This window comes from Pseudomonas spirodelae, from assembly GCF_034653255.1.
Classification (GTDB): Bacteria; Pseudomonadota; Gammaproteobacteria; order Pseudomonadales; family Pseudomonadaceae; genus Aquipseudomonas; species Aquipseudomonas spirodelae.
The window spans coordinates 265,127-280,034 of the sequence record NZ_JAYEET010000039.1 but is presented as its reverse complement, the minus strand read 5'-3'; the positions used below and the strand labels follow the sequence as shown (position 1 = coordinate 280,034).

General features: G+C 58.8%; 11 protein-coding genes. 3 read left to right on the top strand and 8 right to left on the bottom strand.

Features of this window, described 5'->3' with window-relative positions; genetic code table 11:
* Positions 1-39 precede the first annotated feature (39 nt).
* Both SOP97_RS13010 and SOP97_RS13005 read left to right on the top strand, forming a co-directional pair.
* The gene (locus SOP97_RS13010) at positions 40-4,602 is read left to right on the top strand and encodes a pilus assembly protein PilY (RefSeq protein ID WP_322949393.1); all 4,563 of its coding nucleotides are present in this window, start codon (positions 40-42) and stop codon (positions 4,600-4,602) included.
* An 8-nt stretch (positions 4,603-4,610) separates the two neighbouring features.
* On the top strand, positions 4,611-4,982 hold the full coding sequence (locus tag SOP97_RS13005; protein WP_322949392.1) for a type IV pilin protein: 372 nt from the start codon (positions 4,611-4,613) through the stop codon (positions 4,980-4,982).
* Between the two features lie 130 nt (positions 4,983-5,112).
* Here SOP97_RS13005 and ispH read toward each other — a convergent pair whose 3' ends face one another.
* From ispH to murJ, 6 genes are all read right to left on the bottom strand, one after another.
* Positions 5,113-6,057 carry a 4-hydroxy-3-methylbut-2-enyl diphosphate reductase gene (ispH, locus tag SOP97_RS13000; protein ID WP_322949391.1) on the bottom strand — a complete coding sequence of 315 codons (945 nt, stop codon included), beginning with the start codon at positions 6,055-6,057 and terminating at the stop codon, positions 5,113-5,115.
* Between the two features lie 202 nt (positions 6,058-6,259).
* Positions 6,260-6,712 (bottom strand): FKBP-type peptidyl-prolyl cis-trans isomerase, encoded by a 453-nt coding sequence (locus SOP97_RS12995; RefSeq protein WP_274087310.1) that lies wholly within the window; start codon positions 6,710-6,712, stop codon positions 6,260-6,262.
* Positions 6,705-7,229 carry a signal peptidase II gene (gene lspA / locus SOP97_RS12990; protein ID WP_322949390.1) on the bottom strand — a complete coding sequence of 175 codons (525 nt, stop codon included), beginning with the start codon at positions 7,227-7,229 and terminating at the stop codon, positions 6,705-6,707. Before lspA ends, SOP97_RS12995 begins: the two co-directional genes overlap by 8 nt.
* The gene (gene ileS, locus SOP97_RS12985) at positions 7,222-10,056 is read right to left on the bottom strand and encodes an isoleucine--tRNA ligase (protein ID WP_322949389.1); all 2,835 of its coding nucleotides are present in this window, start codon (positions 10,054-10,056) and stop codon (positions 7,222-7,224) included. Before ileS ends, lspA begins: the two co-directional genes overlap by 8 nt.
* A gap of 33 nt (positions 10,057-10,089) precedes the next feature.
* Positions 10,090-11,016: a bifunctional riboflavin kinase/FAD synthetase gene (ribF, locus tag SOP97_RS12980; protein ID WP_322949388.1), complete on the bottom strand. Its 927-nt coding sequence runs from the start codon at positions 11,014-11,016 to the stop codon at positions 10,090-10,092.
* 76 nt (positions 11,017-11,092) lie between these two features.
* On the bottom strand, positions 11,093-12,637 hold the full coding sequence (murJ, locus tag SOP97_RS12975; protein ID WP_322949387.1) for a murein biosynthesis integral membrane protein MurJ: 1,545 nt from the start codon (positions 12,635-12,637) through the stop codon (positions 11,093-11,095).
* 195 nt (positions 12,638-12,832) lie between these two features.
* Between murJ and rpsT the strand changes: the two genes are divergently transcribed.
* Positions 12,833-13,111 (top strand): 30S ribosomal protein S20, encoded by a 279-nt coding sequence (gene rpsT / locus SOP97_RS12970; protein ID WP_090240092.1) that lies wholly within the window; start codon positions 12,833-12,835, stop codon positions 13,109-13,111.
* A 149-nt stretch (positions 13,112-13,260) separates the two neighbouring features.
* On the opposite strand, the gene SOP97_RS12965 is transcribed toward rpsT, so the two are convergent.
* Positions 13,261-13,725, bottom strand: a complete 465-nt coding sequence (locus tag SOP97_RS12965) for a CreA family protein (RefSeq protein WP_322949386.1) — start codon at positions 13,723-13,725, stop codon at positions 13,261-13,263.
* 10 nt (positions 13,726-13,735) lie between these two features.
* Positions 13,736-14,854: a glutamate 5-kinase gene (proB, locus tag SOP97_RS12960; RefSeq protein ID WP_322949385.1), complete on the bottom strand. Its 1,119-nt coding sequence runs from the start codon at positions 14,852-14,854 to the stop codon at positions 13,736-13,738.
* Positions 14,855-14,908: the final 54 nt, after the last annotated feature.

Genomic DNA, 14,908 nt, shown 5'->3' with positions numbered 1-14,908 from the left:
GCAACCACCGCGACCCTCATAGCCACCAGGAAGAACGCCATGACTCCATTCAACTTCCTGCGTCGCACCTGCGCCTTCAGCCTGGCTGGCGCACTGATGCTGCACAGCGCCTTCAGCGTTGCCGACGATACCGAAATCTTCTTCGGCACCGAGCCGGGCGAGGGTATCAAGCCCAACGTACTGTTCATTCTCGATGACTCCGGCTCCATGGGCTGGTGCCTCACCAACAACAACTCATGCAGTACCAACAACCGCATGAAGGTCCTCAAGGACACCATGAACAACCTGCTCAACACCACCAGCGGCATCAATGTCGGCCTGATGGTGCTGAACAACTCGGCAGGTTCTCCCGGCGACGCCAGTGTGCCGCGTCTGCTGCAACCGGTCAGCAATATCGACAGTCCCGTAAGCGTCAAGATTTCCAGCCCGGAAATCAAAATCAGCGCCGACGATGCCAGCCGCTACAACGGCAGCAACAACATCGCTGACCCGACCCTGGTGATGGGCTATATCAATAACCCCGGCAATGTCGCGACCCCCAATACTGTTGTGCGCAATCTGGGCAGCACCAGTGATTATTCCAATAACAACTCCACCTATTACGAGCGCAGCAGCAAAACCTGCTCGGTGAAATTGGATGCCACTCCGGAGTGCCCGGACGGCCAGATCAGCAGCCTCAATGTGGGTTCAGGCAGCAGTGGCGGTGGCAGAAACGCCCTGCTGCTGTTTCGCAACCTGAATATCCCCAAGGGCGTGACCATTACCAACGCCGTTCTGCAGCTCGACTCCAGCGCCGACGCGACCAGATTCTACGTCCGCCTGGCCAGCTCCAAGACTCCGGAAGCCCTCAACCACGGCTCGCCGCAGTCCAATGTGTTCCCCGCAAACACCTCAGTGACCAGCACAAAAGCATCCTCGACCCACTCACTGAACATCACCAGCCTGCTGCAGACCCAGCAAAACCTGGCCCCGGCACTCAACCCTATCGGTGATCTGCTCGTCCGCCTGCGGGCAAGAGACCTCTCCACACTCAACATTGCCGTAGGCGACGTAGCCAACGCTCCGCAACTGACCATTACCTATACCGGCAGCGAAAGCAGCGAGCGCACCACCGGCCTGCGCTTCCAGACCGTGAATGTGCCGCAGGGCGCGACCATTACCCGCGCCACGCTGAACTTCGTCCCTGCCAGCTCCGACGACCGCAACGTCAGCTTCGCTGTCGCGGCCGAAGCCAGCGACAACGCCAGCGACTTCAGCGGCGCCGACTTCTCCACCCGCCCCGCCACGACAGCTGCCACCTGGACGCCTGCGCCCTGGCGCACCGAGAACCCACCAACCGTCACTGACAGTGGCGCCGATGTCACCGAGCAGGTGCAAACGGTGGTCAACCGTGCCGGCTGGTGCGGCAATAACGCCATGGCTTTCATTATCAAACCCAACGGTGGCACGGGCAGCCGTACCGCCATCAGCCAGGATGGCAATGACGGCTTCAAGCCCGTCCTCAGCATCAGCTATACCGGTGGCGACTCTGGCTGCAGCAGGCCCATCGTCAACCTCAGCCTGATTGACGAGAAGGATGATGCCCGGCAGTACAGAACTACCTATTGGGGTTATACAAACAATACTACTGTGAGTGTCAGCGAAAGCACGCTGCCCCTCACCGACACCTACACCTATATCGGCGCCCGTTTTCAACTGGTGCCCTTCAAAAAAGAGGCGAAAGTCAACGATGTCCGCCTGATCGTCACGCCCAACAGCGCCGCAGGCTCCACTGCCACCACCGAAGTCTACTTCGAGAATGCCGACAACTCGTCTGCTTTCAACACAAACAACAACAACCTGGGCGAGCGTCCTCCCACTACCGCCAAGGCCAGCTGCACCTTTACCAGCCAGGGCCCCGGCATCCCGGTGTTCTGCGATGCCTCCGAGCTGAAAACTTCGTTGCAGAGCGTACTGGACCGTAGCAACTGGAAGGATGGCAATGCCCTGAGCGTACTGATCAAGCACACTTCGGCATCCTCAAGCCTCAGCCTGAGCGCATTCGAGAGCAACAGGAACGCAGCCATCAGCCTGCAGGTTACCCTCGACAAAGCCAGCGACCTGACCGACAGCGCCTACAAGGTACGTGACTACATGAAGGGGCTTGTCCAGGACATGAATGCCAACAGTGGCACCCCCCTGGTCAACCTGCTTTACCAGGCCGCCAGCTACTACACGGCACTGCCCGGCAAGCACAGGGGGCCTGCCAGCCCCATCGAAAGCAGTTGCCAGGCCAACTATCTGGTGCTGATGTCCGACGGCCAGGCCAACGGCAACTCAACGACGACCATCGACAAAGCCAAGTCGCTGATCAACGGCTCCTGCGTAAGCAGGGACAGTGGCGAACAGACTGACGGCGAGACCTGTGGCGTGGAAATCGCCCACTGGCTGCGCAACACCGACCAGTCGAGCACTCTGGATGACGATAATACGGTCATCACCCATACCGTAGGCTTTGCCCTGCAAGGCAACGCCACGGCCAGAAATTTCCTTGCCGACGTAGCCACCGCCGGCGGCGGCAAGGCCTACACCGCCGACGATGCCAGCGCGCTGGCCAGTGCCTTCAGCAGCATCATCCAGGATGCCCTGGCCAGCGACACCACCTTCGTCAGCGCCACCGCCCCGGTGAACTCCTTCAACCGCCAGGATCACAAGGATCAGCTGTACTTCTCGCTGTTCCGCCCCTCCAATACAGATCGCTGGCCCGGCAACCTCAAGCGCTATCGCATGGGTATCCAGAATGGCTCGCCGCTGGTGCTTGACGCAGACGGCAGCGCCGCCATCGACGCCAACAGCGGTTTCTTCCGCAGCAGCGCCCGTAGCTGGTGGTCCTCCGGCAACGACGGCTCCAACGTTGTCCTGGGCGGAGCAGCCAACCAGTTGCCGTCACCCACCAGCCGCAACCTGTGGACCAATATCAACGGCGACACAACCCTCAACAGGATTGAGACGCTGACTGCTACGCAGACTGGATTTGGTACTAACCACGACAACTGGATCAACTACATCCGCGGCTATGAAACCGGCACCACCACCGCGCGCAACGCCCTTGGTGACCCCATCCACGCCACCCCCACAGTGGTGACCTATCAGTGCACTGGCACAGTGGATAGCTACGGCAACTGCTCCAGCGAGAAGCAGAGTGTGATTGTCGGCACCAACGAAGGCTTCGTGCAGATGTTCGACACCAACACCGGCGCCGAGCAGTTCGCCTTCATGCCCAAAGATCTGTTGAGCAATATCGGGCGCCTCGCGGCCAACGCCAGCAATCCGGACCTCTCCCACGTTTACGGCATGGACAACAGCGTGACCGTCTGGGCCAACGACAAGGACAAGAACGGCACGATCGATGGCAGCGACTTCGTCTATGCCTATGCCACCATGGGCCGCGGTGGCCGCAACATCTATGCCCTGGATATCACCAACCCCACTGCGCCCAAGCTCAAGTGGCAGATCAAGGGCGGCAGCGGTGACTTCAGCCGCCTGGGCCAGACCTGGTCCGCGCCGGTCAAGGCCAAGGTCAAGGTCGGCGCGACTGAGCGTGATGTGCTGATCTTCGCCGGTGGCTACGACACCAACCAGGACAAAAAGCCTGCGCCAGCCAACGTTCGCCGCACCGACGGCATGGGCAATGACCTGTTCATCGTTGATGCCGAGAGCGGCGCACGGCTCTGGTCCGCGTCCGCAGCCGGCATCGACATGAAGTACAGCGTGCCGAGCAGGGTCAGCGTGATCGGACTGGAAACCGACGACGCTGGCAAGGCCGTGGTCAACAAGGAAGGGCTGGTTACCCAGATCTTCGTTGGCGACATGGGCGGCCAGGTCTGGCGCTTCCTGATCAACAACGACAGCGGCAGCCCCGTCCTGGCGGCGACTGGCAAGGTGTTCGCCAGCATTGCCAGCGACACTGCAGCCACTGCACGGCGCTTCTATCACGAGCCGGCCATTGCCCTGATCAATGCCAACAACAAGGTGAATCTGACGGTCAGCATCGGCTCCGGTTATCGCGGCCATCCGCTGGACAAGATCATTCAGGACCGTTTCTATTCCTTCCGCACAGAGGACCTCAACGCACTGGGGGCGACCCTGACCGAAGGCGACCTGTATGACGCCAGCAGCCTGACCAAAGACAATACCGTTGGCCAGCAGGCACTGCTCAACAAGAGCGGCTGGTACATCAACCTGGCAGCCAATGGCGAGAAGGTACTGTCCAGCACCATGGTCATTGGCGGCGAGTTGTACTTCAACACTTACCAGCCGGTGACTGCCCAGGACGCCTGCCGCGCCAACACGGGCGTAAGCCGTGGCTACCGGGTGAACCTGCTCGACGGCACTGCCGTCAACAGCTACCGCTACAGCACGCTCAAGGGCTCAACGTTGCCGTCCAACCCGCAGCTCTACTGCAAGGGCGATACCTGCTGGGCCTACAACGATCCGTCGCAGCTGGCCCCGCAGTCCCCCAACCCTCCAGCCTGTACCGGACCGGACTGCCCGATGCCGCCTGAAGGCTATGACATGGCCAGCAAGGCCCGCCTGTACTGGACCGACAAAACCGAGGACTGAGCCTGCATATGAACAAGCAAAACGGTTTCACCCTGCTTGAGCTGGTCATCACCGTGGCTATCCTGGCAATTCTTGCTTCGATAGCACTGCCCAGCTACATCAGCTATGTGGAGAAGGCTCAGTGCGAGGACGGTAAGGCGCTACTAAACAGCGCCTCCCAACAAATGGAACGGCGCAGGGCCGAGAACGGAGGCAAGTACGACGCCAATACCGTCCTTAATAGCAGCAGTAAAGTATTCGGCATAGCCGCCAGTAATGTCAGTGCAACGGACTACACACTGACCGTTTCCACCACCTCAGGGGCCCGCATCAGTGGCAACATGACGCTGACAGCAGCCAATTCGCATGGAGGTTCACTCACCGGAAAATGCGGCTGGTAACAGCGGCCCATCTCGGTCAACGAAAAACGCCGCCCCCCTGATAAAGAGCGCGGCGTTTTTCATAAATGACTCAATTCTCAGGATGGCACACGCGCTTCTACCTGCGTAATAGCCACCACCTAAAAGAATGCTAGAGCGCCTTCACCCGCAACTCCTTCGGCATCGAAAACGTTACATTCTCAGGGCGCCCCAGTAATTCTTGGGCGCCTGTTGCGCCCCACTCGCTCAGTTGCTGAATAACGCCCTGCACCAGAACTTCAGGGGCTGATGCACCTGCCGTAATACCGATACCCGCAATACCTGCAAACCACTCTTGCTTGAGATCTTCTGCACCATCAATCAGGTAGGCGGGCGTGCCCATGCGCTCGGCGAGTTCGCGCAGACGGTTGGAGTTGGAGCTATTGGGGCTGCCGACCACCAGAAGTACATCGCATTCGGCAGCGAGTTGTTTGACGGCGTCCTGGCGGTTCTGGGTGGCGTAGCAGATATCGTCTTTACGCGGACCACCGATGGCGGGGAATTTACTGCGCAGGGCATCGATTACCTTGCTGGTGTCATCCATGGACAGAGTGGTCTGGGTTACAAACGCAAGCGCTTCGGGGTCACGCACCTCAAGCGCGGCCACATCTGCTTCATCCTCCACCAGGTAGATACTGCCGCCGTTGCTGGCATCGTATTGCCCCATGGTGCCTTCGACCTCCGGGTGGCCTTCGTGACCGATCAGGATGCATTCGCGCCCCTCGCGGCTGTAGCGCACCACTTCCATATGCACTTTGGTCACCAGTGGGCAGGTGGCATCGAATATCTTCAAACCACGGCGTTCGGCTTCGCTGCGCACGGCCTGCGAGACGCCATGAGCGCTGAAGATCACGATGACATCGTCAGGAATCTGATCCAGTTCTTCAACGAAAACGGCGCCACGTGAACGCAGGTCTTCCACCACAAATTTGTTATGGACCACTTCGTGGCGCACATAAATAGGCGGACCGAAGACTTCCAGGGCGCGATTGACGATCTCAATGGCGCGGTCGACACCGGCACAGAAGCCACGGGGGTTGGCGAGTTTGATATGCATGCGGGTTATCTCGGCGCGCGTAAACGGAAGTTGCCGCGGTTTGGGTTAGCGGCACATTGCCGCATAAGCCACGAATACCGCGCAGCCCAACAGCACGGTACCTGACATACGAACCATGGCGGGTTACGGCGCGCCAAATAACCTGCTCCAAGCTCAAGTTCAGCCTGCGCGCCTAACCCACCCTACAACGATAGAGCGCCGATCAGAGCGCTTTAACCTCGATGATTTCCACATCGAAGCTCAGCGCCTTGCCAGCCAGCGGGTGATTGAAGTCGATGGTGACTTGGCTGTCATCAAAATCTTTGACCACGCCAGGCAGCTCAGCATTGGCAGCATCATTGAAGATCACCAGCAAGCCTTCAGAAAGCTCCATGTCCTGAAACTGGCTGCGCGGCATGACCTGGATGTTTTGTGGGTTGCCCTGGCCGAAGCCCTGCTCTGGGCTGATCTCTAGGCTGCGTTTGTCGCCCGCCTTCAAGCCGTAAATGGCCTGTTCGAAACCAGGCAATAAATTACCGTCGCCGACCTTAAAGGTCGCGGGGCTTTTATCGAAGGTGCTGTCGACCACATCACCATTGCCCAATTTGAGGGCGAAATGCAGGGTAACTTCCTTGTCCGGGCCGATACGCTGCTCTTGGATGACAGACTCAGTCATGGGCTACTTCTCCGGACTTATCACTTTTAAACATATCCAGCGCCAACAGGATGGCACCTCCAGTAATCGCCATATCCGCCACATTGAAGGCAGGGAAATACCAGCGGTGTTGCCAGTGCACCAAAATGAAGTCGACCACATGGCCAAACACCACCCGGTCCACCAAATTACCCAGCGCGCCACCCAGCACCAAGGCCAAGGCAACGGCTAGCCAGGTTTCGCAGGGTTTGAGACGCTTGAGCCACACTACCAGCACCACGCTCACTACCAGCGCAATCGCGGCAAAGAACCAGCGCTGCCAGCCTGCAGCATCGGCCAGGAAGCTGAAGGCCGCGCCGGTGTTATAGGCCAGGGTCCAGCTGAAGTAATCCGGGATGATCACAATTTGCTGGTACATGCTCAGGCTGTTGTCGAAATAGAACTTGCTCGCCTGATCGACCACAAACACCAGCAGGCTCAGCCACAGCCAAGCCAAATGCCCGAAGCGACTGGCGTTAGGCCGACCGCTGTTAAGCATAGTGACGAACCTCGCCAGCGCCTTCGATATTGTTGACACAGCGACCGCAGATTAGCGGATGAGCCGGATTTACCCCGACATCCTCGCGGTGATGCCAGCAACGGCCGCACTTGGCATGGCCGGACTTCAACACTTTCAGTTTAAGGCCGGCAACCTCGGCCACCACGGCATCCTCTGGCGCGGCGCTGAGCGGCGCGAGGCTGGCGGTGGAGGTGATCAGCACGAAGCGCAGTTCATTACCGAGCTTATTCAGATCCGCGATCAAGCTGTCTTCGGCATACAGAGTGACTTCGGCCTGCAGGTTACCGCCGATGGCCTTGGCCGCCCGCAGGTTTTCCATTTCCTTGTTCACTGCGACCTTGACCGCCATGACCCGCTCCCAGAACTCACGACTCAGTGCGAAGTCCTGTGGCATCTCGCTAAGGCCCTGGTACCAGCCATTGAGCATTACCGACTCATTACGCTCACCCGGCAAGTACTGCCAAAGCTCATCCGCCGTGAACGACAACACCGGCGCAATCCAGCGCACCAGCGCTTCAACGATATGGAACATGGCGGTCTGGCAGGAACGACGCGCCACGCTGTCGGCGGCGGTGGTGTACTGACGGTCCTTGATGATGTCGAGGTAGAAACCGCCCAGTTCCTGCACACAGAAGTTGTGCACCTTCTGGTAAACGTTCCAGAAACGGTAGCTGTCGTAGGCCTCTTCAATTTCGCGCTGCAGCAGCAACGCACGGTCCACCGCCCAGCGGTCCAGTGCCAACATCTCATCAACCGGCAGCAGGTGCTCTTTAGGATCGAAGCCACTGAGGTTGGAAAGTAGGAAGCGTGCGGTGTTGCGGATACGCCGGTAGGCATCCGCACTGCGCTGCAGAATCAGGTCAGAAACGGCCATCTCGCCCGAGTAATCGGTGGACGAGACCCAAAGGCGCAAGATGTCTGCCCCCAAACTGTCGATAACCTTTTGTGGCGCGACGACGTTGCCAAGTGACTTGGATTGCTTGCGGCCCTGTTCATCGACAGTAAAGCCGTGGGTCAACAACTCTTTGTAAGGCGCATGGCCGTCGATCGCGCAGCCGGTCAGCAGCGAGGAATGGAACCAGCCTCGGTGCTGGTCAGAGCCCTCGAGGTACAAGTCGGCAACAGGGCCATTGGCATGCGCCAACTCGGCGTGCGAGCCACGCAATACGTGCCAGTGAGTCGTGCCCGAGTCGAACCAGACGTCTAGGGTGTCGCGACTCTTGTCGTACTGCCCGGCTTCATCGCCCAGCAGCTCGGCAGCGTCGAGCTTGAACCAGGCTTCGATGCCCTCCTGCTCAACACGCTGCGCCACCGTTTCCATAATCTCAACAGTACGCGGGTGCAGCTCACCGCTTTCTTTATGAGTGAAGAACGGGATCGGCACACCCCAGTTGCGCTGACGCGAGATACACCAGTCAGGACGACCGGCAATCATGCTGTGCAGACGCGCCTGACCCCAGGCCGGCACGAATTGGGTTTCTTCGATAGCGGCCAACGAACGCTCACGCAGAGTGGCGCCCTCATTTGGCTGCTTATCCATACCGATAAACCACTGCGCGGTCGCACGGTAGATCAGCGGCGTCTTGTGGCGCCAGCAGTGCATATAGCTGTGCTGGATGGCTTCGTGCTTGAGCAGCGCGCCCACTTCTTCCAACTTGGCAACGATATTCGGATTGGCCTTCCAGATGAATTGACCGCCGAAGAACGGCAGCGACTCGACATACACACCGTTGCTCTGCACCGGATTGAAGATCTCATCGTTGCTCATGCCGTACTGCTTGCAGGTACGGAAGTCATCCTCACCATAGGCCGGCGCCGAGTGAACCACGCCAGTACCGGCGCCCAACTCGACATACTCAGCCAGGTAGACCGGCGAGAGACGATCATAGAACGGGTGACGGAAATTGATCAGATCCAGCGCAGCACCCGCCGCGGTGGCAATCACCTCACCTTGCAGGCCATAACGTTGCAGGCTGCTTTCGACCATTTCTTCAGCCAGCAGCAGCAGGCGATCACCTACATCCACCAGGGCGTAATTAAACTCCGGATGCACGTTCAGCGCTTGGTTGGCGGGGATCGTCCAGGGTGTGGTGGTCCAGATGACGATGCTGGCGGGCTTGCTCAAGCTGGCCAGACCGAAAGCGGCGGCTAGCTTGTCGGCATCCACGACGGGGAAGGCCACGTCGATGGCATCGGACTTCTTATCTTGGTATTCGACCTCAGCCTCAGCCAATGCCGAACCGCAATCGAAACAGAAGTTGACCGGTTTCAGGCCCTTGAACACGAAGCCTTTCTTCACGATTTCCGCCAAGGCGCGGATTTCACCGGCCTCGTTGGCGAAGTTCATGGTCAGGTAAGGGTTGTCCCACTCGCCCAGTACGCCCAAGCGGATGAAGTTACCCTTCTGCTCTTCAACCTGCTCACCGGCATACGTGCGGCAGCGCTCGCGGGTTAGATCAGCAGGCTGATTCTTGCCAAAAGTGGTTTCGACCTTGTGCTCGATCGGCAGACCATGGCAATCCCAACCCGGCACGTAGGGTGCGTCATAGCCGGACAGGGTCTTGGAGCGGGTAATGATGTCTTTGAGGATCTTGTTCAGCGCATGACCGATGTGAATGCTGCCGTTCGCATAGGGCGGGCCGTCATGCAGGACGAATTTCGGCCGACCTTCGCCCTGAGCACGTAGCTTCTGATACAGGCCAATATCATTCCAACGCTGCAGAATCTGTGGTTCGCGCTGCGGCAGACCGGCTTTCATCGGGAATTGGGTATCAGGCAGATTCAGCGTGGCTTTATAGTCGGTCATTTCAGGCTCTTCTAAGCGGTTGGCGCTATGTGTTTAAGCGCACCAATAGGCGCGGGCGGCGACAATATCGGCAGCAATTGCCGTCTTCAGTGCCTCAAGCGAGGCGAAACGCTGCTCATCACGCAGCTTGCGGTGGAAAGCCACCGTTAAACGCCGGCCATATAAATCACCGGCAAAGTCCAGCACGTGCACTTCCAGATGGGCACTGCCATCACCTGCAACACTCGGTCGCACACCGATGTTGGCGACACCCGGCCAGGTCTGGCCGTCGATTTCGGTACTGACCAAGTACACCCCGCGCAGCGGTACACGCTTGCGTTTGAGCTGCACGTTGGCCGTTGGCGCATTCAGCTGACGCCCCAACTTCTGCCCATGCAACACCCGCCCGGCGATCTGGAAGGGCCGCCCGAGCAGGTGCTGCGCCAGGGCGAAATCACCGGCATCGAGCGCTTCACGCACGCGCGTGCTGCTGACGCGAATACCGTCCAGCTCAACCGTGCTGGCGGCCTCAACGCTGAAGCCTTCACGCTCACCGGCCTCGGCCAGGAAGGCAAAATCGCCAGCGCGATCACAGCCAAAACGAAAGTCATCACCCACTTCCAGGTGCTGCACACCGAGGCCGTCCACTAGCACACGCTGGACAAACTCAGCAGCACTCAGCTCACGCAGGCGACGGTTGAAACTCAGGCAAAGCACTCGATCGACGCCTTCGGCGGCCAGCAACGCCAGCTTGTCACGCAAGCGCGCCAAACGTGCCGGGGCACTCTCCGGGGCAAAAAACTCACGCGGCTGCGGTTCGAAAATCAACACGCAACTAGGCACGCCAAGCTCGGCGGCGCGCTCACGCAAACGCGCCAAGATGGCCTGATGACCACGATGGACGCCGTCGAAATTACCAATGGTGGCAACACAGCCCCGATGCTGGGGCCGCAGATTGTGTAGGCCTCGAACCAGCTGCATAACGCGCTTCTTGCTCATAAAGTGGTCGATTATACGCACACCGGGCAGCAGACAACAGGCGGCAAATCAGCCGCCATCAGAGCGCACTGCGCCGGGCAAAATCACGCAAACGAAAGCCCAGCAGCGCTAGCACGGCAAAATAGGCAAGCAACCCTGCACTAACCAGCCCACCCAAACGCAGTAAACGCCAGAGCATGCTGTCGTCCGCCCAGCCAGGCAGCTGCTGCATGATTAACAACAGCGCTGCCGCCATCGCCAACAACGCCAGCAAGAGCTTGCCGGCAAACAATGCCCAGCCAGGCTGCGGGGTAAACATGTCGTGCTTGCGCAGCTGCCAATACAGCAGGCCCGCGTTCAAGCAGGCGGCCAGTCCGATAGACAACGCCAGCCCGGCATGCGCCAGGGGAATCACGAAGACAAACAGCAGGTTCATCGCCTGGGTTGCCAGCAATGTCACCAGCCCGATACGCACCGGCGTCTTGATGTTTTGCTGGGCGTAGAAGGCGGGCGCGAGAATCTTCACCAGAATAATCCCGACCAGACCAAATGAATAAGCAATCAGGGCACGCTGGGTCATGGCCGTATCGCCCGCGCTGAACTTGCCGTACTGAAACAGCGAGGCAATTAACGGCTCAGAAATAATCGCCAATGCCACCGCACTCGGCAGCGCTAACACCAGGCACAGACGCAACCCCCAGTCGAGCAACTTGGAGTAATCCTCGCGACTGGCCCCAGCATGGGTTTTCGACAAGACCGGCAGCAAAATGGTGCCCAACGCTACGCCGAGCACACCCGCCGGCAACTCCATCAAGCGGTCAGCGTAATACATCCATGACACGGAGCCTGCTACAAGAAAAGACGCGAATACTGTGTTGATGATCAGCGAAATTTGGCTGACCGAGACCCCGAAAATCGCCGGCCCCATTTGCTTGACCACCCGCCACACGCCGGTATCTTTCAGGTTCAGACGCGGCAACACCAGCATGCCGATCTTATGCAGGTGCGGCAGCTGAAATAACAACTGCAGCAGACCGCCCACCAGCACCGCCCAGCCCAGCGCCATAATCGGCGGATCAAAATAGGGCGTTAAAAACAGCGCAAAGACGATCATGCTGAGGTTTAGCAAGGTGGGCACAAAGGCCGGCACCGAAAACCGGTTCCAGGTATTGAGCACCGCCCCCGCCAGCGACGACAGCGAGATCAGCAAAATATAAGGAAAAGTAATTCGCAGCAGATCAGTGGTCAGCTCAAACCGCTCCGCCTCATCAGCAAATCCCGGCGCGGAGGCCCAGACGATCCAGGGCGCAGCCAGAATCCCGATAAACGTGACAACCGCCAGCACCAGGGTCAGCAGCCCCGTCACGTAGGCGATAAACGTGCGCGTCGCCTCGTCACCTTGCTGGGTTTTATATTCGGCCAGAATTGGCACAAAAGCCTGTGAGAACGCGCCTTCAGCGAAGATACGGCGTAATAAATTTGGCAGCTTGAATGCCACCACAAAGGCATCCGACGCCACGCCAGCACCGAAGGTGCGCGCGATGATGGTGTCGCGCACAAAGCCCAACACACGCGAAAGCATGGTCATGGAGCTGACAGCGGCCAACGACTTGAGCAAATTCATGTAATAATTCGATTTCCGCAAACAAGCACAGCCGCGGAAAACCCGCCGTCGCGCAAAGGCGACGAGTGTAGCGCCCAGCCGCTGGTCAGGCCAGCACAGGGAAACGCCCACAGGGTTGACAGCACGCCCTCATATCGGCATGATTCGCGGCCTTATTTGTTTGTAACCCCCAGAATTTTTTCGAGGAGCTTGACGGTGGCCAATACACCTTCTGCCAAAAAACGCGCAAAACAGGCTGAGAAGCGTCGTAGCCATAACGCCAGCCAGCGCTCGATGGTCCGCACTTATATCAAGAACGTAATCAAGGCTATTGAAGCCAAAGACGCCGCTCTTGCAACGACCGCTTACACCCTGGCTGTGCCGGTAATCGACCGTATGGCCGATAAAGGCATCATCCACAAGAACAAAGCAGCTCGCCATAAGAGCCGCCTGAATGGCCACATCAAAGCACTGAGCGAAGCTGCAGCTGCCTAAGCTGCTAGCAACTCACTGCTAGATGTTAAAAAACCGGCCTAGGCCGGTTTTTTATTGCCCAGAGAAAAGTGCCAATCACCCCTGCAAGCCCAACCAAACCTATAACTTACAGACAATAAAAAAGCCCGAATCGCTTCGGGCTTTTTTATTTAGGGCCTTTGCGGCCAAGGCAGAATCGGGATAGCGGTGACCGCATTTTGCGGACTACCCCCAATCACCCGATCGCTGTAGACCAGATAGACCAGGGTATTGCGCTTGCGATCGAAGAAACGCACCACCTGCATGGTTTTGAACACCAGCGAGGTGCGCTCACGAAACACCTCCTCGCCATCTTTGAGCTTGTCGAGAAAGCTGATCGGCCCAACCTGACGACAGGCAATCGACGCCTCAGCACGATCCTCAGCCAAGCCCAGCCCACCTTTGACGCCACCGGTCTTGGCTCGCGACAGGTAACACGTCACACCCGCCACCTTAGGATCATCAAACGCCTCAACCACGATCTTGTCGTTTGGCCCCATAAACTTGAAAACCGTCGACACCTCACCCACCTGCTCCGCTGCCGCCAACCCAGGCAGCACCAGCAGCGCAGCAAGCAATCCTTTTACGATTTGCATCAGCTCCACCTCAGACCAGAATCAAATTATCCCGATGCACCAGCTCAGGCTCATCCACATAACCGAGCAACTGCTCAATAGCATCCGACGGCCGACCAATGATCTTCTGTGCCTCAAGCGCACTGTAATTAGCCAGGCCGCGCGCAATCTCGCGACCATCCACAGCCACACAGACGACCATTTCACCGCGCCGAAAACTACCCTGCACAGCCTTAACACCAACCGGCAGCAAGCTCCGAGTACCGCTCGCCAGCGCCTTGACCGCACCGTCATCCAACACTAGCGTGCCACGGGTTTGCAAATGCCCAGCCAGCCACTGCTTACGCGCCGCCAACATGCCACGCTCAGGCGCCAGCAGGGTACCCAGACGCTCGCCCGCCCTGAGCCGGGCCAGAACCTGCTCGATGGCGCCACCCACAATCACTGTATGCGCACCGGAACGCGCCGCCAAACGCGCCGCACGCAACTTAGTCTGCATGCCGCCACGCCCTAACGCACCACCCACACCACCTGCTACCGCATCCAGGGCCGGATCGTCGGCGCGCGCCTCGAAAATCAGCTCGGCATCAGGGTTATGCCGCGGATCAGCGTTATACATGCCATCGCGGTCGGTCAGGATCACCAACAGATCGGCCTCGACCAGGTTAGCCACCAGCGCCGCCAGGGTGTCGTTATCACCGAAGCGGATCTCATCGGTGACCACCGTGTCGTTTTCATTGATCACCGGCACCACATCCAGATCCACCAGCGTGCGTAGCGTGCTGCGTGCATTGAGGTAGCGCTTGCGGTCTGACAGATCATCATGGGTTAGCAGGATCTGCGCCGTGCGCCGACCATGCTCAGCAAAACTCGACTCCCACGCCTGGATCAGCACCATCTGGCCAATTGCCGCCGCCGCCTGCAACTCGTGCATCGCACTCGGCCGCGCCACCCAACCCAGACGACTCATACCCGCCGCCACTGCACCGGAAGACACCAACACCAACTCAACACCCTGCTCACGCAGCGCCACCATCTGCTTGACCCACACCGCCATCGCCGCACGATCCAAGCCACGCCCATCAGCAGTCAGCAGCGCACTGCCAATCTTCACCACCCAGCGCTGCGCACCGGTTACCTTGTCACGCATGATCATCCAACCCCAGCAGCGACCTGTGATTACAAAAACGCCGCAATTAAGCGG

Excerpts from the sequence above, each read along its gene's own strand:
- SOP97_RS13010 (WP_322949393.1), top strand. The coding sequence starts at position 40 with ATGACTCCATTCAACTTCCTGCGTCGCACCTGCGCCTTCAGCCTGGCT.
- SOP97_RS13005 (WP_322949392.1), top strand. The coding sequence starts at position 4,611 with ATGAACAAGCAAAACGGTTTCACCCTGCTTGAGCTGGTCATCACCGTG.
- ispH (WP_322949391.1), bottom strand. The coding sequence starts at position 6,057 with ATGCATATCAAACTCGCCAACCCCCGTGGCTTCTGTGCCGGTGTCGAC.
- SOP97_RS12995 (WP_274087310.1), bottom strand. The coding sequence starts at position 6,712 with ATGACTGAGTCTGTCATCCAAGAGCAGCGTATCGGCCCGGACAAGGAA.
- lspA (WP_322949390.1), bottom strand. The coding sequence starts at position 7,229 with ATGCTTAACAGCGGTCGGCCTAACGCCAGTCGCTTCGGGCATTTGGCT.
- ileS (WP_322949389.1), bottom strand. The coding sequence starts at position 10,056 with ATGACCGACTATAAAGCCACGCTGAATCTGCCTGATACCCAATTCCCG.
- ribF (WP_322949388.1), bottom strand. The coding sequence starts at position 11,016 with ATGCAGCTGGTTCGAGGCCTACACAATCTGCGGCCCCAGCATCGGGGC.
- murJ (WP_322949387.1), bottom strand. The coding sequence starts at position 12,637 with ATGAATTTGCTCAAGTCGTTGGCCGCTGTCAGCTCCATGACCATGCTT.
- SOP97_RS12965 (WP_322949386.1), bottom strand. The coding sequence starts at position 13,725 with ATGCAAATCGTAAAAGGATTGCTTGCTGCGCTGCTGGTGCTGCCTGGG.
- proB (WP_322949385.1), bottom strand. The coding sequence starts at position 14,854 with ATGCGTGACAAGGTAACCGGTGCGCAGCGCTGGGTGGTGAAGATTGGC.